The 25,288-nt window shown below is 31.1% G+C and carries 20 protein-coding genes and 2 riboswitches; of the genes, 19 read left to right on the plus strand and 1 reads right to left on the minus strand.

What is annotated here, in order from left to right; genetic code table 11:
- Positions 1-8: 8 nt before the first annotated feature.
- From CCE28_RS08705 to CCE28_RS08775, 14 genes are all read left to right on the plus strand, one after another.
- Complete coding sequence (locus tag CCE28_RS08705) at positions 9-539, plus strand: TRAP transporter small permease (RefSeq protein WP_095133036.1); 531 nt, start codon at positions 9-11, stop codon at positions 537-539.
- Positions 533-1,837 carry a TRAP transporter large permease gene (locus CCE28_RS08710; protein WP_095133038.1) on the plus strand — a complete coding sequence of 435 codons (1,305 nt, stop codon included), beginning with the start codon at positions 533-535 and terminating at the stop codon, positions 1,835-1,837. Before CCE28_RS08705 ends, CCE28_RS08710 begins: the two co-directional genes overlap by 7 nt.
- A gap of 50 nt (positions 1,838-1,887) precedes the next feature.
- Positions 1,888-2,910 (plus strand): TRAP transporter substrate-binding protein DctP, encoded by a 1,023-nt coding sequence (gene dctP, locus CCE28_RS08715; RefSeq protein WP_095133040.1) that lies wholly within the window; start codon positions 1,888-1,890, stop codon positions 2,908-2,910.
- A gap of 105 nt (positions 2,911-3,015) precedes the next feature.
- Positions 3,016-3,606 (plus strand): YdcF family protein, encoded by a 591-nt coding sequence (locus tag CCE28_RS08720; RefSeq protein ID WP_095133042.1) that lies wholly within the window; start codon positions 3,016-3,018, stop codon positions 3,604-3,606.
- A gap of 783 nt (positions 3,607-4,389) precedes the next feature.
- Positions 4,390-5,841, plus strand: a complete 1,452-nt coding sequence (locus CCE28_RS08730) for an aminotransferase-like domain-containing protein (protein ID WP_095133269.1) — start codon at positions 4,390-4,392, stop codon at positions 5,839-5,841.
- A 131-nt stretch (positions 5,842-5,972) separates the two neighbouring features.
- Entirely contained in the window at positions 5,973-6,587 is a 615-nt protein-coding gene (locus CCE28_RS08735; RefSeq protein WP_095133043.1) for a LysE/ArgO family amino acid transporter, read from the plus strand.
- Between the two features lie 154 nt (positions 6,588-6,741).
- Positions 6,742-7,815: a Fe(3+) ABC transporter substrate-binding protein gene (locus CCE28_RS08740; RefSeq protein WP_095133045.1), complete on the plus strand. Its 1,074-nt coding sequence runs from the start codon at positions 6,742-6,744 to the stop codon at positions 7,813-7,815.
- Positions 7,816-8,123: 308 nt separating this feature from the next.
- Positions 8,124-9,767 carry an ABC transporter permease gene (locus CCE28_RS08745; RefSeq protein WP_095133271.1) on the plus strand — a complete coding sequence of 548 codons (1,644 nt, stop codon included), beginning with the start codon at positions 8,124-8,126 and terminating at the stop codon, positions 9,765-9,767.
- Positions 9,757-10,434 carry an ABC transporter ATP-binding protein gene (locus CCE28_RS08750; protein ID WP_095133047.1) on the plus strand — a complete coding sequence of 226 codons (678 nt, stop codon included), beginning with the start codon at positions 9,757-9,759 and terminating at the stop codon, positions 10,432-10,434. The genes CCE28_RS08745 and CCE28_RS08750 overlap by 11 nt, the downstream gene beginning before the upstream one ends.
- A 429-nt stretch (positions 10,435-10,863) precedes the next feature.
- Positions 10,864-11,709, plus strand: coding sequence for a YitT family protein (locus CCE28_RS08755; protein WP_095133051.1), 846 nt, complete (start codon positions 10,864-10,866; stop codon positions 11,707-11,709).
- 57 nt (positions 11,710-11,766) lie between these two features.
- Positions 11,767-12,384, plus strand: coding sequence for a hypothetical protein (locus CCE28_RS08760; RefSeq protein WP_095133053.1), 618 nt, complete (start codon positions 11,767-11,769; stop codon positions 12,382-12,384).
- Between the two features lie 79 nt (positions 12,385-12,463).
- Positions 12,464-12,544, plus strand: a riboswitch (glycine riboswitch).
- Between the two features lie 3 nt (positions 12,545-12,547).
- Positions 12,548-12,621: riboswitch (glycine riboswitch) on the plus strand.
- Between the two features lie 502 nt (positions 12,622-13,123).
- On the plus strand, positions 13,124-14,500 hold the full coding sequence (locus CCE28_RS08765) for an alanine/glycine:cation symporter family protein (RefSeq protein ID WP_095133056.1): 1,377 nt from the start codon (positions 13,124-13,126) through the stop codon (positions 14,498-14,500).
- 145 nt (positions 14,501-14,645) lie between these two features.
- Entirely contained in the window at positions 14,646-16,409 is a 1,764-nt protein-coding gene (locus CCE28_RS08770; RefSeq protein ID WP_095133058.1) for an NADase-type glycan-binding domain-containing protein, read from the plus strand.
- Positions 16,410-16,538: 129 nt separating this feature from the next.
- Positions 16,539-16,784 (plus strand): hypothetical protein, encoded by a 246-nt coding sequence (locus CCE28_RS08775; protein WP_095133059.1) that lies wholly within the window; start codon positions 16,539-16,541, stop codon positions 16,782-16,784.
- A gap of 45 nt (positions 16,785-16,829) precedes the next feature.
- Here CCE28_RS08775 and CCE28_RS08780 read toward each other — a convergent pair whose 3' ends face one another.
- Entirely contained in the window at positions 16,830-17,858 is a 1,029-nt protein-coding gene (locus CCE28_RS08780; protein ID WP_095133061.1) for a branched-chain amino acid aminotransferase, read from the minus strand.
- A 335-nt stretch (positions 17,859-18,193) separates the two neighbouring features.
- Between CCE28_RS08780 and CCE28_RS08785 the strand changes: the two genes are divergently transcribed.
- The 5 genes from CCE28_RS08785 (at position 18,194) to CCE28_RS08805 (ending at position 25,284) form a co-directional block, all read left to right on the plus strand.
- The gene (locus CCE28_RS08785; RefSeq protein WP_095133063.1) at positions 18,194-19,921 is read left to right on the plus strand and encodes a sigma-54-dependent Fis family transcriptional regulator; all 1,728 of its coding nucleotides are present in this window, start codon (positions 18,194-18,196) and stop codon (positions 19,919-19,921) included.
- Between the two features lie 271 nt (positions 19,922-20,192).
- On the plus strand, positions 20,193-21,410 hold the full coding sequence (gene dpaL, locus CCE28_RS08790; RefSeq protein WP_095133065.1) for a diaminopropionate ammonia-lyase: 1,218 nt from the start codon (positions 20,193-20,195) through the stop codon (positions 21,408-21,410).
- Positions 21,411-21,429: 19 nt separating this feature from the next.
- Positions 21,430-22,608, plus strand: a complete 1,179-nt coding sequence (locus tag CCE28_RS08795) for a YgeY family selenium metabolism-linked hydrolase (RefSeq protein ID WP_176461738.1) — start codon at positions 21,430-21,432, stop codon at positions 22,606-22,608.
- Between the two features lie 21 nt (positions 22,609-22,629).
- Entirely contained in the window at positions 22,630-23,133 is a 504-nt protein-coding gene (locus CCE28_RS08800; protein ID WP_095133069.1) for a peptide deformylase, read from the plus strand.
- A gap of 183 nt (positions 23,134-23,316) precedes the next feature.
- Positions 23,317-25,284 carry a cache domain-containing protein gene (locus CCE28_RS08805; protein WP_095133071.1) on the plus strand — a complete coding sequence of 656 codons (1,968 nt, stop codon included), beginning with the start codon at positions 23,317-23,319 and terminating at the stop codon, positions 25,282-25,284.
- Positions 25,285-25,288: the final 4 nt, after the last annotated feature.

Here is a 25,288-nt window from a genome sequence, read left to right on the forward strand (position 1 = left end):
GGACTCAAATGACACAAGATTGTAAGAAGAAGAACTTATTTAGTATTTTGATGAATATACAAGGATATGTATCTGCATTTTTAATGATATTATTACCCTGTATGGTCTTTTTCCAAGTTTTACTAAGATATGTGTTTAAAGCTCCACTTATGGGGATAGAGGAACTTATGTTATTTCCAACCATATGGTTATATATGCTAGGAGGAGCCAATGCATCTTATGAGAGAGAACATATATCATGTGGAATCTTAACATTATATATTAAGAAAGAAAAATCTATGCAGATTTTTAATATTGCAAAGGCATTAATATCCATATTAGTAAGTTTATGGTTGACTTATTGGTCATATTGGTATTTCGCCTACTCACTTAAAATGTGGAAGTACAGTGATTTAGTAGGAGTACCAATGTTCTTTGGCGAAAGTGCACTACTTGTAGGTCTAGTTTTAATGACGCTTTTCACAGTATTAGAGCTACGTGATTATATAAACATTTTTAGAAATGGAAATAAAAATAAGGAGGAGGCTAAAGAATGTTAAATATTGTGTTAATGGATGTAATATTACTTGTTGTACTTCTTATGATGAGTGTACCTCTTCCCTATTGTTTTGGTGGAGCACTGCTTTTTATGTCCATATTTGGCGGCGTTTCTATGAAAAGTATGATGCTTTGGGGATTTAGTTCGACTATAAGTCCTGTTTTATTAGCCAGTCCATTATTTGTACTAGCAGGAACTCTAATGGGTGGAAGTGGAATTGCAAAGCATCTATTAAATTTGGCTGATGTATTTGTAGGAAGAATAAGAGGTGGTCTTGGAGTTGTAACTGTAGCCACATGTGCCTTTATAGGAGCCATATCAGGAAGTGGATTTACAGGTGTTGCAGCTACAGGACCCATACTAATACCTAGAATGGTAAAACAAGGTTATCCAAGGGGATATGCTACGTCAATAGTAACCGTTTCATCTATCTTAGGACTTTTGATCCCTCCAAGTGTCATTATGATTCTTTACGGATGGGTTACAGAAACATCGATTTTGGCATGTTTCCTTTCTACAGTAGGTCCAGGGTTGGCAATAGTAATAACATTTTCTGTAATAAACTTAATGTGGGCTAAAAAAATGCCTGATTTAGTTCTAGATCCACCTCTAGAAGCTAAAGAGAAAATAAAAGTGCTTACTAACAGAACTTGGATTGCTATACCAGCCCTATGCCTACCTGTTGTTATATTAGGTGGAATATATGGAGGTATATTTACTCCAACAGAGGCAGCAGGAGTTGCAACTATCATATCTATACCTATTGGTTTTTTCATATATAAAGAGCTAAGCCCAAAAAAATTCTATGAATTAATTAAAGAATCAACTGTATCTGTTGGTGCTATCATGACTATGATCATATTTACTTTAATGCTTAGTCAAACCTATGTAATGTTACAAGTACCACAGGCTATAATAGAAATGTTTTTCAATATAACAAGCAATAAAATATTAATGCTTTTAATTATAAATGTATTCCTTTTCCTTGTGGGAATGATAGTTAACGATTCTACAGGAATGATCTTAGTTGCACCGCTTCTTCTTCCATTAGTAACAAAGTTGGGTTTAAGCCCAGTGCACTTTGCGGCTATTATGGGAGTTAATTTGGCCATGGGAGGAGTAACACCACCATATGCAAGTATCCTATATTTGGGAATGAGAATAGGTAAATGCGAATTTGATGAAATAATTAAACCAACAATGGTATTCTTACTATGTGGGTATTTACCAATTGTTATATTAACAACATTTTTTCCTGAGTTATCATTATTTTTACCTAGATTAATGGGATTAGTATAGGACTCAATTATTTTTCATATAAAGTGAAATTAAAATTTAGGAGGGATAGAATGAGGAATGTAAAAAGAATAATGAGTATATTGATTTGTGTAGTTCTAGTAATTGGAAGTTTGGCAGCATGTTCATCGCCAGCATCTCAAGAAGGTAAAACTATGACTTGGAAAATAGGTCATATTAGACCAGAGGGTGCAGTGGCAGATAAGGATGTTAGAGCTCTAGCTAGTGCAATAAAGGAGAGCACTAACGGAGATATAAACATTGAGGTTTATCCAGGAAGTACATTAGGTGATTATCAAATAGTACAAGAACGTGTTGGTATAGGTGATGTTGAAATGCAACTTGCACCAGCAGGCACTAACGTAGATAAGGCACTAGGAATTACAGCTGTTCCTTATTTAGCTACTAACTGGGAAGAAGCTAAACATGTATTTAGAAAAGATGGTCCTATGATGGATGCATTAGGTAAGAGATTTGAAAAGCAAGGTATTAAGTTATTAAGCACATACCCAGTATACTTTGGCGGAATTGCTTTAGTAAAAGAACCTAATGAAGCAGGAAACCCTAATGTTTCTAAGGGATTAAAGATAAGAGTTCCTGGAATGAAAGTATATGAATTAAATGCTCAAGCACAAGGATACTTAGCTACACCTATTCCTTATTCAGAGGCCTTTACTGCTATGCAAACAGGTATAGTTGATGGAGCAATAGGTGGAGGAGCAGAAGGATACTATGCTAGTTTTAGAGATGTAACTAAGTATTATTTACCAGTAAATGATCACTTCGAAATGTGGTTCCTATATATGAATATGGAAACGTGGGAAGGTCTTAGCGATGAGCAAAAGAAAACTATAGAAGATGCTAGTGCTAAGTTTGAAAGCACAAGATACGAATTAGCTGAAAAAGACCAAAAGGGTTATGAGGCTAAATTGGCAGAAGCAGGTGTTAACGTATATGAGTTTACACAAGAAGAGTTAACTGCAATGGCTGAGAAGGCTAGAGCAGAAGTATGGCCTAAGTTAAAGGATGAATTTGGAGCAGAGCTATTTGATGCTATAATTGCGGACATACAGTAATTCCTTTAAAAAGATATGACTTTTTAGTCATATCTTTTTTTTCTTTAATTCTATAGAAAATTCAGGTTATAATATAGGAAAAAGAGAGAAAAAGGGGTATAGGCTGTGAAGAAAAGAAGTAAGGCTATTAATCTATTGAAAATACTAGGCTTATTATGGCTAATAAGTTTTATATTAATAGAAGGTTTAATTCTTGTAAATGGGGTATCTAAAGAATATAAGGAAGTAGATTATATAGTAGTATTAGGGGCAGGATTAAAGTGGGACAAGTTATCAGCAACATTAAAAGAAAGATTGGATAAATCCTATGAGTACTTAAATAAGAATGAGAATATAAAGATTGTTGTCTCAGGAGGTCAAGGACCTGATGAAGCCACATCAGAGGCATTTGCCATGGAACAATATCTAGTAGGCTTAGGTATATCAAAGGACAGGATAATAAAAGAGGATAAATCTACTAGCACCTATGAGAATTTAAAAAATACTTATGATATTTTGCAAGAGGAAGAAAGGAAAGAAAAAATAAGAATAGGTATAGTAACTAATAGATTCCATCAATTTAGAGCAGGGGTATTGGCTAAAGAAATAGGATTTGAACCCTATGCCATAGTATCTAAAACCAAATTCTATCAAATTCCTAAGTATTATTTAAGAGAGTATTTTGCCATAATAAAGTCTTTCCTTTATGACATTTAACTAAAAGGAAACAAATTACATTTGACATTATAACTAATATATCATATAATACTCTTTACGAATAAGTGCAGATGGTGCAGTATTCTAGTCGGATCATCCATTTCTGAAGGCGGGCCTAAAAATCCGTCAGAGGGCATATCGATGAAGCTCCTGGTACTTGCTTACAACGCCCAGTTGGGGGTGAGTGCTGGGAGTAAGAAAAAGAGGGCGATTCACAATGGCATGTGGGCGTGTACCCTTTTTTTCGCGGAGACTTAATAAAAGTAACTTTTTTATTAAGATTAAACCTACAATGTGGTTCAATACGTGCTACGTGTAGAGTAGCCTGCCTTGAGTGGAATATGGGGGATAGATAGTTATGATATTGTTTTATCGGCCAATAAAATAATATTTTTTACTATTTGAAACCTGTTCTGCAAAAGAGGCTAGGAAATGGCTTGACTGTTGAGGAAAGCTCCTAGACTGTTCTTCTGAGATACTTTGGGGATTAAAGTACGGACTAAGTGGTAATCTGGTAATGCATAGCATAGGAAGAAGTGAAGGGAAACCGCTGATCTGGCGACAGACCAGTATCTTCTTGGGAAAACCAACCAGACCTAAGCCGTAAAATTTACTCAGGGTATTGCCATCTGTTTACTTCATATAAATACTTAAGTTTCTAGCTCATCCTTTGGATGGGCTTTTTTCTGCACAAAATTACATACTTTCAGGTTAAAAGAGTTGATAAAATGGCTTTCATTAGATAATATACTCTTAAGAATAAGAGGAAAAGAGGGATCAGGTGTGGAGATAAGTTGGAAACCGGATAAAAATTCTCAAGTGCCATTATATAAACAAATAATAGATTTTATAAAGGGTGAAGTAAGTAGTGGTAACTGGACTGTAGGAACTAAGTTACCAGCTCAAAGGCTTTTGGCCCAATCATTTGGTGTAAATAGGAGTACCTTAATAGAGGCACTAGAAGAATTAAAAGCAGAGGGGATAATAGAGGGAAAAGGTGGCAGTAGCACCAGAATTGCCAATAATACTTGGGCTCTATTAATTTCAAATAACAAGACTAATTGGGAACAGTATATAGAAAATGGAGTTCATCGGCCTAACTTACCTACCATTCAAGCAATAAATAGGTTAGAATTTGAACCTAATATAATAAGATTAGGGACAGGAGAATTATCTCCAAATTTATTTCCAAAGGAAATGATGAGGAACATATTAACAAAAATGCCTGATAGAATAAATGATCTAGGCTATTTGGAACCAAAGGGCTTATTAGATTTAAGAAAAGTAATTTGTGAATATCTGAAAGAATTTAATATAAATGTATCTCCAAAATCGGTACTAATAGTATCAGGGGCCCTTCAAGCACTTCAATTAATATCCATAGGTATAACTCCACTAGGTTCAACTATACTAATTGAGAATCCATCCTACATAAAATCCCTACATATATTTCAGTCATCAGGAATGAAATTAGTTGGCCTTAATATGGATAAGAATGGAATTATGGAAAGTGAAATATTAAATAGGATTAACAAGAGAAATATAAACTTTTTATATACTATACCTACTTTTCATAATCCAACGGGAACCTTAATGCCTATGGACAGAAGGAAAAATATAATAAACCTTTGTGAAAAGGAACGTATGCCTATTATAGAAGATGATGTATATAGGGAACTATGGATAGACAATGAGCCTCCAATGCCTTTAAAATCTATTGACAAAAATGGTAATGTACTATATTTAGGAAGTATATCTAAATCCTTGGCACCAGGATTTAGAATTGGTTGGATTGTAGGTCCAGAACCTATAATAGATAGATTGGCAGACATAAAGATGCAAACAGATTATGGCTCCAGTTCTATTTCACAATGGGCCATAGTAGAATTAATCTCAAGTGGTCACTACTTTGAGCACTTACAAATTAGTAGAAAGAACTTGAAAATCAGAAGAGATTTAGTGGAGAATTTATTAAATAAATATTTTAAGGAAATTGCCACATGGAACATTCCAAAGGGTGGTTTTTATATATGGTTAGAAGTAAAAAGAAATATAAATATGAAAAGGCTTTTTGATGAGGCATTGAAGGAAAATTTATTAATAAATCCAGGATATATGTATGGTCATATGAATAATAAGAATATAAGAATATCCTACTCCTATGCAGAATTGGAAAAATTAGAGAAAGGATTGAAAAAACTAGCTATCATAATAAATCATATGGAAAACTTTTAAAAAGATGGTCCTTTGACTGTCTTTTTGAAATTGGTTGGGAAAAGTTTTTTGTGTTTGGTTGGAGAAAAATAGTGATTTATCATATATAATTTGTATAGACATAATGAAATTATAGATAAGAGGTGGGAACTTTGTTTAAATATTTATTACAGGGGTTTACGCTAGGATTAGCATATGTGGCTCCTATAGGAATGCAGAATCTATACGTTATAAATACAGCTATTAGTAAGAGTAAAAAACGTGCCTACCAAGTGGCTCTAGCTACCATATTTTTTGATATAACCTTAGCGTTAGCTTGTTTCTTTGGAGTGGGAATTTTAATTGATAAGAGTATATTAATTAAGAGAATAATATTATTGGTTGGGAGTATGGCTGTCATATATATAGGATATGGTCTTATAAAATCAGAACCTGACTTATCTGGGGAAGTAGATTTGGATAAACCCCTGTGGCAAGTAATAAGTACTTGTTTTGTAGTCACATGGCTAAATCCACAGGCCATAATAGATGGATCTTTATTACTAGGTGGATTTAGAGCTTCATTACCACCTGATAAATCAAATTTGTTTATTATAGGAGTTTGTATAGCATCTGCTCTTTGGTTTTTAGGTATAAGTACCTTTGTGTCCCATTTTAGTCATCTATTTAATGAAAAGGTACTGAAAAAATTAAATATAGTATGTGGAAGTATAGTCATATACTATGGCTTAAAGCTTGCCTATATGTGCATACAGTCAATTATGTAGATACAACCCTTTTAATAGGAACCCATTAGTGGGTTCTTTTTTTGATAAAAATAAAAGTCGTGGAAGATCTTGTTTGACATGAGAATGATTATCATTTATACTGGTTAATGAAAATGATTATCAATCAATAAACGAATTATAGGAGGGTGAATATATGAAAAAACTATTTTTAGTGTTATCTTTGAGCATGATGTTAATATTAGGACTAGTAGGATGCTCAAGTAATGAAGAGGCAGCAGTTAGTAACGAAGAGGTAAAGGAAGAGGTAAAGGCAGAACAAGTTGTAAACCTTTATACGGATAGACATTATGATACGGATCAAGAACTTTTTGATTTATTTACTAAGGAAACTGGAATAAAAGTAAATGTAGTTAAGGCAAAGGGTGATGAATTAATAGAAAGACTTGCAAGAGAAGGAGAAAACACACAAGCAGATTTATTAATCACAGCAGATGCAGGAAGATTACATAGAGCTAAGTCAAAAGAGTTATTACAATCTGTATCTAGCGAAACATTATCTAAGAATGTACCTGAAAACTTAAGAGATGTGGATAGTAATTGGTTTGGATTAACAGTTAGAGGAAGAGTATTAGTTTATTCAAAAGATAGAGTAGACCCTTCAGATTTATCAACTTATGAAGATTTAGTAAATCCAAAATGGAATGGAAAAATATTAGTAAGATCATCATCAAACATATATAATCAATCCCTATTAGCATCATTAATAGAAATAAAGGGAGAAGAAGAAGCAAAGAAGTGGGCTAAAGGTGTAGTAGAAAACATGGCTAGAGAGCCAAAGGGTAATGATAGAGCTCAAGCTACTGCTGTAGTGGCTGGAGAAGGTGACATAGCTATAATGAACACTTATTATGTAGGAAAAATGCTAAATTCATCTAACCCTGAAGAAGTAAAAGTAGCTGAAAATGTAGGAGTATTTTTCCCAAATCAAGATAGTGAAGGAACCCACATAAATGTTAGTGGAGTTGGAATGACAAAGCACTCTAAAAATATGGAAAATGGAATAAAACTTATGGAGTTCTTAAGTAGTGAGAAAGCTCAAAAGCAATTTGCAGAAACTAACTACGAGTATCCAGTAAATTCAAATGTAGAGCCTTCAGAATTATTAAAATCTTGGGGTAAGTTTAAGGCACAAAATATTAACTTATCTAGACTAGGAGAATTAAATAGCCAAGCAGTGAAGATATTCAATGAAGTTGGTTGGAAATAATATAGGAAACAGCCTTTTTAAGGCTGTTTTTTAACTTGTATAAAATGTAGATAAGCTATATTTATGTGAACCTATTTCAGTTCAATAAATTAAAAATTCTTTCGAGTGAAGTCACTATGACTCTATAAAGTGTGAATCTTATATGGAAGGTAGAAGATTCATAATTGTTTACAGCATAGGATATTGTCATGTTCCACACTCTCAAGAATTTTTAATTTATTGCACTTCATAGGTATCCAGCGTTTATGAATTTAAAGGTAGTTTATCTATATATAATAGTGACTAGGAGGTGGAGACAGTTGAATAAGATGAGATGGTTAAAAATGAATTTGAATTTGTGGTCTGTATTGAGTACTGTATTTGTGTTATTAATCATACTTCCAAACTTAAATATTATGATTAGTCTATTTAATGAACCTAATGAAAATTGGATTCACATAAAGAAATATTTATTAAAGGATTATATGATTAACTCTACTATATTAACAGTCTGTACTGGGATACTAAGTATGGTTATAGGAACTAGTTTGGCATGGATTACTACCATGTATGAATTCCCCTTTAGGAAAGTTTTAGAAATAGGCCTCATACTACCTTTAGGAATACCTCCTTATATGGGGGCTTATACTTATGCGGGCATATTGAATTATACGGGAATAATTCAAAGCTTTCTAAGAAATAATTTCGGCATATATGTAAATCAAAAATACTTTGATATTATGTCCATTAATGGAGCAATATTTATATTTACAATATTTTTGTTTCCCTATGTATATCTTATTACTAAATCATTTTTGGAAAAACAATCGGCAGATTTAGTGGAAAATGGAAGAGTTTTAGGACGTAGTCAGTTAGAAATATTCATACATGTAATATTACCTGTAGCAAGGGCTGCCATTGTGGGGGGAGTTAGTTTAGTAATTTTAGAAGTATTAAATGACTATGGTGTTGTTAAGTACTTTGGTGTTCCAGCTTTTAGTACGGCAATTTTTAAAACTTGGTTTGCCATGGGAGATATTGATTCTGCCATTAGACTAGCATCTGTTTTAATGATCTTAGTATTTACTTCGTTAATGATAGAAAAATTCCTAAGGAGCAGAAAAAAGTTTAGTTATAGTACGGCTAAAGTAAGACCATTGGTGAAAATAAAATTAGAGGGAATAAAATCCATAGGTGCTTTTATGTACTCTTTTATCATATTTAGTTTAGGATTTTTAATTCCAACATTACAATTAATCCATTGGGCCTTAATGACCTATGAAAAGATTTTAAATCATAGATTTATAAAATTAATGGGAAATTCTTTAATTATAGCCATAATAACATCCGTATTAATAGTAATTATTTCTATTATAATAGGAAATTACAATAGAATAAATGAAAGTACATTATCTAAAGCATATTCAAAAATAACAGTAGTGGGATATTCCATACCTGGATCTGTTATAGCCCTAGGTGTTATAGTCTTCTTTATAGGGATAGATAGGAAGTTCGGTTGGATTTATGAGGATATAACTTTTAGAGGATCTAAACTTATATTAAGTAGTAGTATAATAATGTTACTATTTGCTTATGTAATAAGATTTTTGACTATAGGATATAATTCCATAGAGGCTGGATTTGAAAAGGTGGGAAAAAGATTTTTTGAGGCTTCAAGAACCCTAGGAATGGGAATAATAGAAACCTTCTTTAAGGTAGACCTTAAAATGATAAAGCCAGGAATAGTAGGAGCTAGTATCCTTGTTTTTGTAGATGTTTTAAAGGAATTACCACTTACTTTAATATTAAGACCCTTTAATTTTGATACTTTAGCTACAAAGGCCTTTGAATATGCCAGTGATGAAATGATTCATGAGGCATCCATAGGTTCCCTAATAATCATACTAGTAAGTAGTATATCAATAATTTTCTTTAATTTCATAGTAAATAGGAGGGGAAATAATGAGCATTAAAATAGAGGGATTAAAGTTTAAATATAAAAATTCTGTAAAAGATGTAATAAAAGATTTCTCCATGGAAATCAGCAATGGCGAAATAATTTCTATATTTGGAGAAAGTGGAAGTGGTAAAAGTACTGCTCTTAGAATAATATGTGGCCTAGAAGTGCCTTCAGCAGGAAGTATTAAAATAGATGATAAAATAATAGTAGATAATAATAATTTCACATTACCGGAAAATAGACAAATGGGTATGGTATTTCAAGATTATGCTTTGTTCCCACATATGACCATTGAAAAAAACATTAAATTTGGATTAAAACATATGAATAGTAAGGAAAAGGATAATAGACTTAAGGAAGTTTTAGAACTAGTAGATTTAAAGGGATTTGAAAAAAGGTATCCCCATGAACTAAGTGGAGGTCAACAGCAAAGGATTGCCTTAGCTAGGGCCCTAGCGCCAAAACCTGATTTATTATTATTAGACGAGCCCTTTAGTAACTTAGACTCAGATTTGCAAGAGCGGATAAGAAAAGAATTAGAATCAATTATAAGAAAGGCAAATATAACATCCATATTTGTTACCCATGATAAGGAAGACTCTAAGGCAATTGCAGATAGAGTGGTAATTCTGAAAGAAGGAGAAATTGTTAATATAGGAAAGCCAAAAGATATATTTTAAGAAATAGGTAGAGAAAAAAATATGTCCAATCTAGAGGGCGATGAACTTACTTCAGTCATATAAATAAAAAATATTTTAGAAGGTAAGTCACTATGAGACTAGAGAGTGCAAATCTTATAATAAACGTAGAAGGTTCATAATTGTTTGCAGCATAATACATACTCATGTTCCACCTTCTAAAAATTTTCCATTCATATTCCCTTGTAAGTGCTAGCGATTATGTTGCCTATTAAGTGAAATAAGTTAAAAATTATTGAACTGAAATGAGTTCACGTAAATTAACATGTATATGTATATATTCAATATGAGACTTGAATATATACATATTTTTTTATAAAAAATAATGGACAATATATATTAATGTGCATACATAAAGTAGCTACAACCAAGACTAATAGCATAATAGTATTTTTATAAGGATGGTTGTAGATGAATAAAATAAGAGAATACATAATTATAACTATGGGAGTAATTATAGTGGCATTTGGTCTGAGCTTTTTTCTTGTGCCAGCAGATTTGGCTACGGGAGGAGTAACTGGTTTTGCCATGGTAATAAACAGTGTATTTAGTCAGTTGTCCATAGGAGCCATAATGTCAGTAATGAACGTCATATTATTTATAGTGGCCTTCATATTAATAGGGCCTCAATTTGGAGCTAAAACCATATATGCTAGTTTGGCATTGTCAGGTAGCATATGGATAACTGAGAGTGTTTTTCCCATAAAAAATCCCCTAGTAGATGATATCTTTTTAAATCTATTCTTCGGTATTTTAGTTCAAGGAATTGGAATGGCCATAATATTTTATCAAAATGCATCCACAGGAGGCACGGACATAGTTGCTAAAATATTGAATAAATTTTTTCACATAAACATGGGAAAGGCATTGTTATTGTCAGATTTTTTGATTACCCTATTAGCTGGATTGACATTTGGATTAGAACTTGGATTATATGCATTATTAGGAGTAATACTGAATGCCTTTGTAATAGATAATGTAATAGAAGGCTTAGGATTAAAAATTCATGTCTCCGTATTAACTAGCAAATTTGAAAGGGTGAGACAATTTGTAAATGAGGAGATAGGAAGAGGTGCTACCATATATGAAGCAGAAGGAGCATATACAAGGGAAAAGAAGAGAGTTATAACCGTCGTAATGAATAAAAGGGAATTTATAAAACTAAAGCAATTTGTACAGGAAATAGATGAGAATGCTTTTCTCATAGCAGCTCATGTGAGAGAAGTATTAGGACATGGATTTAATATGGATAGATAATAAGGGTTAGATTCTATTAATAGAAATTAAGCTATGACTAAGAAAAGGAGAAAAGATATGAAAAAGGTTAAATTTAGTTTCTTATTTATTTTTATAATAATTTCATTATTACCAGGGTGTACAAAAAAAGAAGAGATTACATATGACATAATTACAGAAAAAATCCAAGACTCAAATAGAAACATAGATATAACCTATCCTCAAGTAAAAGACTATTCTAAAGAGGAAGACAGTGGGTTTATAAACTCCACATTGAAAAAAACAGCAGACATGTATAATGAAAAGGATTATATGGACGTAAATGTGGAACATGATATTACTAGAGAAGACAGTATGTATTTAAGTGTAGTGTATATTGGGAATGGAAAAAGGGAAGGTGTTGGAGAAATAAATATTTTTAAAGGAGTGAATATGGATTTACAAAATTCCAAAAAATTATCTATTAATGATTTAATTAAAGGTAACAAAGAAGAGGAATTAATAAATGTGATTAACGAAGAAGCTATGAATAAAGATATAGAAAAACTACAAAACATTGAAGATCTTGGATTTAGTCTTCAGAGAAAAAAAGTATTATTCTTCTATAGACCATCAGAAAAGGAAGATAGTGAGGTCATAAAGTTAAATATACCAAATGAAAGATTAAAGAATATAGTTAAAATAAAACTTCAATAAAAAATCATAAATATAAAATATTGAATAAAATTTTATCCTATGTTATAATTTGGGTGCTGGTAAAATTAAATAATATCGGATGATGATAGTGGGAGAAGGCATATGCCGCCGAAGAAGTGAAACTTTCAGGTGTTTTTTTAAACAGGACCATTATCGGACGAGTCTCTGGAGAGCCTCTATTAAGAGCACCGAAGGAGCAAGCCCATATGGGTGAATCTCTCAGGTAAAAGGACAGAGTAAAAGCAGACTGTTAATATATCAGTATATAAACTGCTAATTACTTCGTATTAAAGAGGCCAAATCTTATGATTTGGCCTTTAGTATTTTAATGCAAAATAAGCTATTATTTAGTTGTCACTAAAAGATTTAACTTTTTAACAGAAATTTTAGGAGAATTTTAAATTCATTTACCAAAATAATCATAACTACATGAATAGCAAACTGAAAGGGTATTTTAGGAGAAATGCTGATATGAACATATGGGAATGATTCTAACGGGGACAATTTTCTTAAGTTGCTAAAATAACCTCTCAAACTCCATCTTGTTATGATAAAAAATCCTTAAAAATCCTCAATGTCTAAAAAGGACTTGAGAAATATGTTAAAGAGAAAAGATTCATTATACTTGACACAATACGATTTGACCGAAATAAAAAATTTAATAAACTCTTTCTCCTTACGACATATATTGATTTTATCAGCATAAAACAAACTATATTATATGTGGGGGTATTGGCCAATGGAGAAATTGACAGAAATTTTGAATCAGGTGGATTCCTTTGTATGGGGACCGCCTTTATTGATTCTATTAGTAGCTACAGGTATGTATTTGACTTTTAAGTTAGGATTTATTCAAATTCTAAAGCTTCCTTTAGCTATCAAGTATTTGTTTAGTAAAGAGAAGAGTAATAATGAGGCACAAGGTGATATTTCTAGTTTTGCAGCCCTTTGTACTGCTTTAGCTGCAACTATAGGAACGGGTAATATTGTTGGGGTTGCCACTGCCATAAAGGTTGGCGGACCTGGTGCATTATTTTGGATGTGGATAGCCGCATTCTTTGGAATGGCTACTAAGTATGCAGAAGGCTTATTAGCTGTTAAATATAGGACTGTAGATAATAACGGGGAAATATCTGGTGGTCCTATGTATTATATTGAAAATGGATTAGGAAAAGAATATAGATGGCTTGGAAAAATGTTTGCTTTGTTTGGAGTAGGAGTAGCCTTCTTTGGAATAGGAACTTTTCCTCAGGTTAATGCAATTACTAATGCAGCAAATTTAGCTTTTAATATACCAACCATAGTAACTTCTATAATACTTACCATATTAGTTGCAGCAGTTACCTTAGGTGGTATTAAGAGTATATCTAAAATATCAGAAATGATAGTACCTTTTATGGCATTATTTTATATATTAGGATGTTTGATTATAATTTTTATGAATGTGCATGCATTACCTCAGGCCATATCGTTTATTTTAACTAGTGCTTTTTCTGGAAAGGCAGCCACTGGTGGATTCGTTGGAGCTACTGTAATGATGGCCATTAGAAATGGTATAGCAAGGGGTGTATTCTCAAATGAATCTGGACTTGGAAGTGCTCCTATTGCAGCAGCCGCTGCTAAAACTAATTCTTGCGTAAGACAAGGTTTGGTATCTATGACAGGAACTTTCTTTGATACTATAATAGTATGTACTATGACTGGTATAGTATTAATTATGACTGGTGCTTGGAGTAGTGAATATGCAGGAGCAGCCATGACTAATTATGCTTTTTCAATTGGTATGCCTATGTTTGGTAAATGGATAGTAACTATAGGTCTTACGTTTTTCGCATTTACTACTATCTTAGGATGGAATTATTATGGTGAAAGATGTACAGAATATTTAGTTGGAGTAAAAGGAATTAAACCTTTTAAATACATATACATATTACTAGTTGCATGTGGAGCATTCTTAAAGTTAGATATGATATGGGTTTTAGCCGATATTGTAAATGGGCTTATGGCTATACCAAACTTAATAGCATTAATATTACTTAGTAAAGTAATATCATCAGAAACTAAAAAGTATTTTAATTCATTGGAGAAAAATGCAATGAAAAAAATTGCTAGTTAATACGAAAAGGGCTATGTTTATAGTCCTTTTTTTACTTGCAGAAAAATATGAATTTAGAAAATTATGGATATTTTACAAAATAAGGCAAAAGTTATATGCAAAATTTGGTATAATGGAATGAAGTGGAATTAAGGGGGAGAACTTTATGGCAAGAAGATTGATTCTTTTAATTTTATTCATAATCCTAATACCTGTAGGTGTATATGCTAATGGAGCACCTGTAGATACAGGTACATATACGGTTACTGGAAATGTGGAGCCAATTGAGAAGAAGGATATATCCATAGAGAGGGAGCATATTAAATTAAGAGTAGATGAAGATTATGTGAATGTGAAAGTCACATATGACTTCTTAAATATGGGTGGGGCTCAAGACTTTAAATATGCTTTTCCAGTAGATTATAAGATTAATGAGTATGAATCCCAATTAAAAGAGACCATATTTAATTTTAAAATGTATGATGGAGATGAAGAATTAAAAATACTAGATGTGAAAGTAGAAAAAGAAGTAGTACAGAGGGATGAAAATCTTTATGAAGATGTTAATATAAATGTTGATAATGAAGTAAGAAAGTGGTTCATAACAAGTCTTACTTTTGATGAAAATGAAAAGAAAACTGTTTACATAGAATATAAAATAAAGACCCTATACGTAGATTGGGGAATGAGTAATGAATTCTTTACCAGGTTTGATAAAAATTATTTTGAATACAATCTAACTCCTGCTAAGGTGTTGGGAGAAGGAATTATTAAAGACTTTAACTTAGAAATTGATGTAAAACCTTTAATATATAAAGATGGAGATGTAGATTATTTAAATGTGGATGATTTTGTCTATGAAGAGGGCATATATAAGGTGAATAGGGAGAATTTAAATATAGATGAAATGCCAAATATTAAGTTAGCCTATAATAGTATAAGGCATAAAGAAAAGAAAGAATTAGAAAATACTAGAATAGATGAGGAGTTTATAAAGAATATAACTAGTTCTTCTCACTTAGAGGGATACGGTGTGGAGAATTTATATGATAAAGATTTAGACACCACATGGGCCATAAAGGAAGATTGGGATAAGTGGATTCAAATAGAATTTAAATATCCAATTGAAGTATCATTAGTTGGAATTATTAATGGATATACGAAAGACAAGACCGTATATGAAGAAAATAAAAAGGTTAAAGCCTTTAAATTAGAGTTGTACAATGGAAAGAATAAAATAACTGAAGAAATTAGATATATACAAGAAAGAAATTATGAGGATTTAGATAAAGAATATTATAAGGATTTTATTGATTATAGTGATTTTGTTTATGCAGGGCCGGAAGTGGATAAAATAAAAATAACTATACTAGATACCTATGATGGATTATTATATGAGGACTTATGTATAAGTGAGATACTACTATTAAGTAATACTATGAAAAATAAGAACCTGATAGAGCTCATAAAACTATATTATAAAGAAGAAAAAACCAATGAAGAAAAAAGGCGATTGTTAAATCTTTTAATGGAAGTTAAATCTCATGAATTATATGAAAGTGCATATTTTAATTATAATGATGTAATAAAAGAACTAAGTAACATAGAATTAAAAACTGAAAAGGATTTTAGAAATATAATCGAACTAGGAAATAAGAAAGAAAATATATCAAAAACCATATATGGTCAATTAATTAAGAGCATATTTTTTAGTGAACCTAAGAAATTCATAAAGGAACTTAGTAAATATCCTAATAAAATAGAGTCAACAGCTCTATATATGTCTGATGAAATAAGTGGAAAAGAAGAATGGGATAGGTTGAAGGATGAAATAAAAGAACTAAATAAGGATAAGGAATTGAAATTTGAAGAAACAGTAGCAGTAAATTTGTTTTATATAAAGGTAAATGAAAATATTGATAAACTATAAGGGGATAGTAATTATAAACTATCCCTTTTATAAAAAGATAATTAACAAAATTTTCAGAATAAAAAGGAAATTCCGAAAAAATAGAGAATATATATAGTGACAAAAATTTATGATAAGGGGAAATGTAAGATGGCGAAACTTTATTATTGTCCTGAATGTAGAAAAATTCATAAGGATGAAGCAAAATGCACTTCTTGTAGCTGTGAATTTGTGAAACCATTAAAAACTAATGCTCCGGTTAATGTTATTGGAACTAAACAAAAGGGAAGAGTTTTTAAGATTAAAGATGATGAAGTAAGCTTATTAGTAATGACCCAAGGAAATGAAAAGTTAGTTAAAAACTATAAACATGATGAAATTCAAAAGGTTATGTAAGATAAAAATAAAGAGGGTTTAAACCCTCTTATTTTTGTGACTATATTATTTAACTTCGTATATCCAACCTTCTGGAGCATCAACATCACCAAATTGAATTCCATATAAAGTGTCGTAAAGTTTTTTAGTTACAGGACCTACTTCAGTTTCACTATGGAACACATGTAGTTTTCCCTTATACTCTATTCCTCCGATTGGAGTAATAACAGCAGCTGTTCCACATGCACCAGCTTCCTTAAATTCATCTAATTTATCAACATAAACATCTCTTTCTTTTACTTCTAGTCCTAAATATTCCTTGGCAACATGCATTAATGAATATCTAGTTATACTTGGTAAAATTGAAGGTGAATTTGGTGTTATAAATTCATTGTTCTGAGTGATACCAAAGAAGTTAGCAGCTCCAACCTCTTCAATTTTAGTCTGAGTCTTAGCATCTAAGTATATACAATCTGCAAAACCTTTCTTAACAGCATCTTCATGGGCTAATAAACTCGCTGCGTAGTTTCCACCAACTTTTACATCACCAGTACCATGAGGTGCAGCTCTATCGTATTCTTCAGTTATCATGAAGTTTACTGGAGTCATACCACCTTTAAAATAAGCACCAACTGGAGAACAGAATACACAGAATATGTACTCAGGAGCAGGTTTAACCCCTAAATTATGTCCAACACCTATTAGGAAAGGTCTAAGGTATAATGTAGCTCCTGTACCATATGGCGGTACAAAATGCTCATTAGCCTTAACTACTTGCTTACATGCATCTATAAATTTTTCTACTGGTACTTCAGGCATAAGTAGACGAGATGCACTTCTATTAAAACGTTTAGCATTTTCATCTGGTCTAAATAGTTGAATAGTACCATCTTTTCTTCTATAGGCTTTTAAACCTTCAAAACATTGTTGTCCATAATGTAATGCAGTAGAGGATTCACTCATAGTAAGCATATTATCTTCACTTAGTTTTCCGTCATCCCATTTTCCATCTTTCCAAATAGATATGTAACGAAAATCTGTTTTTGTATATCCGAAACCAAGATTTTTCCAATCGATATTTGCATCCTTTTGCATAATATCCCCCCTATAGTAAATTTTTTTCAAATTTCATAGTTAGATTATTGTAATATGTAAAAATATTAATAACCTAAGTTGGCATAAATGTAATTTCTACCCATGTTATTATATATTATAACAGATACGGATTTAATAACATAGGCTATATTTCAACAATGTGACTGAAAATTTTCATGTGTATAAAATATAATGACAATTGCTTAACTATGAAAGACAAAACAGCAAAAATTACATCCACGTAAGTAGTATAACCATAAATGTATAAAAAAATAAATTATAAATAATAAAACTATTTAGGATATAATAATAAACATAGTATATGAGGTGAGTTTATGGAGAATGTCTTAAGAAAAATGAAAGATATTATAAAAAAATATAGTGTGGTTTTATCAGAGGTTTTGAAAGTTGATGTGGAAATTGTAGATAGTAATTTGTATAGGATTGCAGGAACTGGAAAATTTTCTAAAGAAATAGATAAATATATATATGATTCAGGCTATGTGACTAAGAAGGTTATTGAGACCTCAGAGAGAATATTAATAGAAAATCCTGGTAAAGACCCTGTTTGTAGATCTTGTCCTAATAAGGAATCCTGTGAAGAAACATTTGAAGTAAGTACACCTATTATTTTGAACAATCAGGTTATAGGTGCCATTGGGTTAGTCTGTTTTAGTAAAGAACAAAAAATACATATAATGGAAAATTATAATACGTTTATAAGGTTTTTAGACCAAATATCTGATTTAATATCTTCAAAGGCCTATGAAGTAATAGAAAATCATAATAATATGGCGATTTTACAATTACTCAATAATATAACAGATAAGATAGACGAAGGGATTGTAGTATTTGATAAAAATCTTAACCTACTAAAAATAAACTCTACAGGAGAAAAAATATTAAACTGCAAGAAAAGTAACATGAAAAATATGTCTTTAGAAAAGTTAAGAGAAGAGGACAATGAAATAGGAGAATATAATTTAACTGTAAATGATAAAACATATAATTTAATTGGTCGTGATTATAACATTAATATAGATAATTATAATAAAATATTCATATTTAATGATGCGAATCTTCTTCGTGAGAAGATATTTAAACTAGCTAATAGAAAGGAAAAAACAGGGTTAGATAGGATAATAGGAAACTCTAAGGAAATAGAAAGGGTAAAGAAAAGAGTTAAAATGATTTGTGACACTAGCTCCACAGTACTTATAACAGGTGAAAGTGGCACAGGAAAGGAATTGTTTGCAAGGGCTATCCATGAGGAAAGTAAAAAAAATAAGGAACCCTTTGTGCCAGTAAATTGTGGTGCCATTCCAGAAAATCTATTAGAAAGTGAATTGTTTGGATATGTGAAAGGAGCTTTTACAGGAGCAGATCCAAAGGGGAAAATAGGGAAATTCCAAATGGCCCATGGAGGAACTATATTTCTAGATGAGATAGGAGACATGCCCATACCTATTCAAGTTAAAATACTTAGAGTACTAGAGGAAAGAGAAGTGACACCCCTTGGTTCTAATGAATCTAAAAAAATTAATGTAAGGGTTATTGGAGCAACTAATAAAAATTTAGAAAAAATGGTTAAGGAAAATCTATTCAGAGAAGATTTATACTATAGGTTAAATGTAATACCACTTCATATTCCACCTCTAAGAGAAAGGGCTGGAGATGTTAGATTATTATCAAAGAAATTTATAGATACATACTCCAAGCTGTTTAACAAACCAATTTTGAAAGTTGAAGAAGATTTCTTTGAGAATATAGAAAAATATAGTTGGCCAGGAAATGTTAGAGAGCTACAAAATGTGATGGAATATATAGTAAACATAGGAGAATCTACATGTATCATAGACAAAAATATACTTCCTAATAAAATAAGAAATGTATCAATGGATTTAGAGTTAAAAAATTATAATTTAGAATATATAGAAAAGCATATAATTAAAAAGGCCATAGAGAAGTATGGAAATAAGGGAACGGATAAAAAAATTGTGGCAGAAAAATTAGGAATAGGCATAGCTACTTTATATAGGAAAATGAAAAAATATAATATATGATTAAATTTTTTACTCACTAGAAAATTGCAAACATAAGAGTTTTTATCAAAATGATATTGTGTTATCAAATTGATAAAACCTCTTTTTTAATGAAAAAGATAAGTTATAAAAGAATACATGAGAAGAATTAGAAGCAAACTAATCCCTATTATTATCATTATGATAATAATAGGGATTAGTTTAGATTTATTTAAAGGATTTAATGAAGAAATAAGTTGGCATATGAATTGCTACATTATGTAGGTGATATTATTTTTAGGAGGTAAATAAGATGGATAATCATTTAGAAAAAATTAAATACATGGTAAGAGACAAAATAAGGGGAGGTATATACCCAGAATTTTTAGTAGCAGAAGAAATAAAAAAAGTAAGAGATTTTCATTTATCTATGGATGAATATGAGGCTACACCCCTTGCAAAGTTAGAAACTTTAGCTAAATATCTAGGCCTAGGAGGAATCTATGTTAAGGATGAATCCTATAGGTTTGGGCTAAATGCCTTTAAGGGATTAGGTGGGACTTATGCCATAGCTAAGCTTTTATGTAAAAAGCTTCATATAGATATAAATGATGCTAGCTTTGAGTATTTTAATAGACCAGAGGTAAAAGAAAAGATTAAAGATATGATTTTTGTAACAGCTACAGATGGGAACCATGGTAGAGGAGTAGCTTGGGCTGCCACGAAACTTGGTTGCAAATCAGTAGTATATATGCCAAAGGGCTCCTCACAAATAAGATTAGAGGCCATAAAAGAGGCAGGGGCTGAGGCGTCTATAACAGATCTAAACTATGATGATGCAGTACGATTAGCACAAAAAATGTCAGAGGAACATGGTTGGTATATGGTTCAAGATACGGCTTGGGATGGATATGAAGAAATTCCTAACTGGATTACTCAAGGATATACTACAATGGCTAATGAATCTTTAGAACAATTAAAACTAGAGGGAATAAAAAGGCCTACTCATATGTTTTTACAAGCAGGAGTTGGGTCCTTTGCAGGAGCCATGTTAGGCTATTATGCAAATGTATTTAAAGAAGATGTACCTACGACTATTATAGTAGAACCAAATTTAGCTGATTGTATATATAAATCTGCCCTTGCAGAAGATGGAAAGCCTAGGTTTGTAGGAGGAGATATGAATACTATTATGGCAGGTCTTGCTTGTGGAGAGCCGAATACAATTACCTGGGAAATATTAAGGGATTTTGCTAGTGCTTATGTATCTTGCCCAGATTATGTGGCAGCCAGAGGAATGAGAGTTATGGCTTCTCCTATGATGATGGATGATAAGGTAGTATCTGGAGAATCTGGTGCAGTGGGACTGGGCCTACTTACTATGATAATGGAAAGGAAAGAATTAAAGGATTTAAGGGATAAATTAGGTTTAAACAAAGATTCTATAGTTCTTTGCTTCAGTACAGAGGGGGATACGGATCCAGAACATTATAAAAAAGTAGTATATGATGGTAAAAATCCAAGTTGTTAATAAGAGAGGAGTTAATAGAATGTTAGAAATTAAAGAGTTTATGAAAAATGTTGAGAAGGATTTAATTGATTTTTGTCAAAATTTAGTTAGAATAAAGAGTTTTACTGGTAGAGAGGAAGAAGTATCAAGATATATGGAAAAGAAAATGATTGAATTGGGATACGATGAAGTTATAGTTGATGGATTAGGGAGTGTAATTGGAAGAATGGGGACTGGTGATAAAAAGTTATTATTTGATTCCCACATAGATACGGTTGCTGTAGATGATGAAAAGGATTGGAGTGTAGATCCCTTTGGTGGAGTAATAAAGGATGGGAAGCTATTTGGTAGAGGATCAGTAGACATGAAAAGTGCAGGGGCTGCATCTGTTTATGCAGGATATATTGCCAAAGAGCTAGGATTACTTGAAGGAAAAACTATATATGTATCCACTTCAGTTATGGAAGAAGATTATGATGGAGAAGCCCTATTATATGAATTTGAGAATTTAGGAATAAAACCAGACTATGCAGTTATATGTGAAGCTACTCAATGTAGATTAGCAATAGGTCAAAGGGGAAGGGCTTTAATGAAGATAGATATGGAAGGAGTTTCGGCCCATGGAAGTGCCCCAGAGAAGGGAGTAAATGCAGTATATAAAATGGTAGAGATAATAAATAGAATAGAAGATTTAGAGAAAAAATATATTAACATGGCAGGGAAAATAGGAGAAAAACCTTCCATAGCCCTTACAAAAATAGAATGTGAGACAGCTTCATATAATGCAATTCCATCTAAATCTACAGTTTATGTGGATCGAAGATTAATAAAAGGAGAAACTTATGAAATCGTAGAAAACGAAATGAATGAAATAGTAGAGGGAACTGGTGCAACTTGGGAGATATTTAAAGTTATAGGGAAAAGTTGGACAGGAGAAGAAGTTGTATTAAATTCGTTTATGCCATTTTGGGACATTTCATTAGAACATGGACTTACTAAAGCTGCATTTAAGGCATATGAAGATGGAAATGAAAGGAAGCCAGAATTAATGATGTGGGATTTTAGTACTAATGGAGTTGCAACAGATAAACTAAATATTCCTACTATAGGATTTGGCCCAGGAGATTCTAAAATGGCCCATGTAAAGGATGAACACTGTCCAATAGATGACATAGTTAAGGCTTGTGAATTTTATACAAATTTAATAAAAAATATATAAACTAAAATTGGAGGAGAAATTATGGCAGTAAGGGATATTTTATTATTAGGAGATAAAAGACTTTATGAAAAATCTATAGACATAAAAAAAGATGAAATAGATAAAGCGCGTAAAATATTAGAGGAGCTTCATGATACTATGATGGATTTTAAAGAAAAGTATGGATTTGGAAGGGCCATAGCAGCTCCCCAGATAAATGAATTCTATAGAGTTATCTATTTTAATCTAGATGGAAAATCCATTGATTTTATAAATCCAAGGGTGGAATTTTATGATGATGAGAAATTCCAAGTATGGGATGATTGTATGAGTTTCCCTGGAGTAGAAGTGAATCTGGAAAGATATAAAAAGTGTAGAGTTTATTATAAGGACTTAGAGTGGAATGATTGTGTATTGGAATTTGAAGGTGATTTATCCGAGTTATTTCAACATGAATATGATCATTTAGATGGTATATTAGCCGTATTAAGAGCTAAAGATAACAAAGATCTTAGAATAAACAAATCTAAAGCAGGCTGTTTTTAAAGCTAGATGTCCATATAAAGAAGTAGAAGTACAACTTATAAGTTTACTTCTACTTCTTTTATATTTAATATATTTCAACAATTTTTCACATACAAAAACAAAATGTTCATTAGGGATACTTACTAAAAGGTGATTTTTTAGTATAATTAGTCATAAGAGTTAATATTTCTTTGGAGGTATTTAATGAAACTGACAAGAAAAATAAAAAAAATTACTATTCTAAGTTCAATATTGTCCACATTTTTATTATTAGTTATAATAGGAATTTTTATTTTTAATACTTCCTATGAAAAATTCAATAAAGAATCAGAGCTTATAAGGGAAGAATATTATAATAAACAAAAGGAATTAATAAAATATGAAGTATATAGGGCATATGATTATATTCAGTATTATAAAGACAAGACTGAAAAAAGGCTAAAAAAAGAAATGAAAAACAGAGTCTATGAAGCCCATAGTATGATCCTTAATATGTATGAAAACAATAAAGATAAATCAAAAGAAGAAATAGAAAAAATGATTAAAGATGCATTAAAAGATGTTAGATTTAATGAGGGACAGGGATATTATTTTATTACTAGATTAGATGGTACTGGAATCGTGTATTATCCTAATGGTAAACCCCAAAATGGTAATTTGTTAAATGTCCAAGATAGTGAAGGTAGATATGTTATAAAAGACATGATTAATATAGCAAAAACTTCTAAAGAAGGTTTCTATGAATACACATGGACTAAGCCAAATAAAGGAGAAAATCAATACAGAAAGATATCCTTTGTTAAATACTTTGAACCTTTAGACATATATATTGGAACAGGAACATACATGAATTACATGGAAAAAATTGTAAAAAAAGAAGTTTTAGATAGAGTTTCAAAAATAAGATATGGAAATGATGGGTATATATTTGTAACCAATTATGATGGAATGGCTCTAGTTTTTGCACAAGAAGAATATTTAGGTAAGAATGTTAGCCATATAAGGGATGTTAATGGCATAAATATACATAATGAACAGGTAAAACTAATAAATGCCAGTGGTGAAGGATTTGTGGAATATTGTTGGCCTAAACCAAATGTTAAAGGAATATATCCTAAAATTACCTTTGTAAAGGGATTTGATGAATGGAAATGGATTTTTGGTTCAGGTGCTTATGTAGATGAAATAGAAAATACTATTAAGATGAAGAAAATAAATTTAAGGGAAGAAATTAAGTCAAATATAATAGGAATAACTCTAATTATATTTTTAATAGGAGGTCTCATAGTATCCATTCAGTTATATTCATTAAAACGAGCTGAACAGGCTATAATAGAGGAAGAAAAATTATATGAAATTTTAACAAATCTATCAGAAGATGGCATATTTATTTTGGAACCATATGGAAAAATAATTGAATCTAATCACAAAGGCTTAGAAATGATTTCATGTTCTGAACAGGATGTAATTAAATTAAATTTTAAAGAGTTAATGGAAGAACCACTATTTAAAGATAGTATTACTAAAATTAGTAAAGAAACATATTTAAAAAGTAAACATAATGAACTAATACCTGTAGAACTTCATATAAAGAGTATAGAATTAAATAGAAAAAATAAATTTATTGCCTATGTACGAGATTTAACAAAGAGAAGAATTTATGAAGAAACATTAAAAGAGATGGCCACCATAGATGAGCTTACAGAAGTTTATAACAGAAGATTTATAATTAATCAATTAAGACTTGAAATTGAAAAAATAAAGGAAATAGATAGTAAAGTATCATTAGTACTACTTGATATTGATGGATTTAAAAGGATTAATGATACCTATGGCCATATTTTTGGAGATAAGATATTAAAAATATTAGCTAGAACCTTTAAGGATAACTTAAGAGAGATAGATTTTATTGGTAGGTACGGAGGAGAAGAATTTATAGTGCTACTTTCTAATACTGATAGAATTGCAGCATTAAAAATAATAGAACGTATAAAAAATATCTGCATAAATTTAAAATGGGAATACGAAAATGTTAAGACAACTTTTAGTGCAGGTATTATAGAAATAAATTCTACAAATAATAATGAAGATATTATGTATTATATAAACGAAGTAGACAAATTATTATATAAGGCTAAAAAGAATGGTAGAAATAGGATTGAAATAATTTAAGCAG

Source organism: Anaeromicrobium sediminis, assembly GCF_002270055.1.
GTDB classification, from domain to species: domain Bacteria; phylum Bacillota; class Clostridia; order Peptostreptococcales; family Thermotaleaceae; genus Anaeromicrobium; species Anaeromicrobium sediminis.

What these genes read in the sequence shown, in the direction of transcription:
- dpaL (WP_095133065.1), top strand. Translation starts at nt 20,193, where the DNA reads ATGGATAATCATTTAGAAAAAATTAAATACATGGTAAGAGACAAAATA.
- dctP (WP_095133040.1), top strand. Translation starts at nt 1,888, where the DNA reads ATGAGGAATGTAAAAAGAATAATGAGTATATTGATTTGTGTAGTTCTA.
- CCE28_RS08705 (WP_095133036.1), top strand. Translation starts at nt 9, where the DNA reads ATGACACAAGATTGTAAGAAGAAGAACTTATTTAGTATTTTGATGAAT.
- CCE28_RS08780 (WP_095133061.1), bottom strand. Translation starts at nt 17,858, where the DNA reads ATGCAAAAGGATGCAAATATCGATTGGAAAAATCTTGGTTTCGGATAT.
- CCE28_RS08785 (WP_095133063.1), top strand. Translation starts at nt 18,194, where the DNA reads ATGGAGAATGTCTTAAGAAAAATGAAAGATATTATAAAAAAATATAGT.
- CCE28_RS08745 (WP_095133271.1), top strand. Translation starts at nt 8,124, where the DNA reads ATGAGATGGTTAAAAATGAATTTGAATTTGTGGTCTGTATTGAGTACT.
- CCE28_RS08795 (WP_176461738.1), top strand. Translation starts at nt 21,430, where the DNA reads ATGTTAGAAATTAAAGAGTTTATGAAAAATGTTGAGAAGGATTTAATT.
- CCE28_RS08750 (WP_095133047.1), top strand. Translation starts at nt 9,757, where the DNA reads ATGAGCATTAAAATAGAGGGATTAAAGTTTAAATATAAAAATTCTGTA.
- CCE28_RS08740 (WP_095133045.1), top strand. Translation starts at nt 6,742, where the DNA reads ATGAAAAAACTATTTTTAGTGTTATCTTTGAGCATGATGTTAATATTA.
- CCE28_RS08775 (WP_095133059.1), top strand. Translation starts at nt 16,539, where the DNA reads ATGGCGAAACTTTATTATTGTCCTGAATGTAGAAAAATTCATAAGGAT.
- CCE28_RS08800 (WP_095133069.1), top strand. Translation starts at nt 22,630, where the DNA reads ATGGCAGTAAGGGATATTTTATTATTAGGAGATAAAAGACTTTATGAA.
- CCE28_RS08805 (WP_095133071.1), top strand. Translation starts at nt 23,317, where the DNA reads ATGAAACTGACAAGAAAAATAAAAAAAATTACTATTCTAAGTTCAATA.
- CCE28_RS08710 (WP_095133038.1), top strand. Translation starts at nt 533, where the DNA reads ATGTTAAATATTGTGTTAATGGATGTAATATTACTTGTTGTACTTCTT.
- CCE28_RS08770 (WP_095133058.1), top strand. Translation starts at nt 14,646, where the DNA reads ATGGCAAGAAGATTGATTCTTTTAATTTTATTCATAATCCTAATACCT.
- CCE28_RS08765 (WP_095133056.1), top strand. Translation starts at nt 13,124, where the DNA reads ATGGAGAAATTGACAGAAATTTTGAATCAGGTGGATTCCTTTGTATGG.
- CCE28_RS08755 (WP_095133051.1), top strand. Translation starts at nt 10,864, where the DNA reads ATGAATAAAATAAGAGAATACATAATTATAACTATGGGAGTAATTATA.
- CCE28_RS08760 (WP_095133053.1), top strand. Translation starts at nt 11,767, where the DNA reads ATGAAAAAGGTTAAATTTAGTTTCTTATTTATTTTTATAATAATTTCA.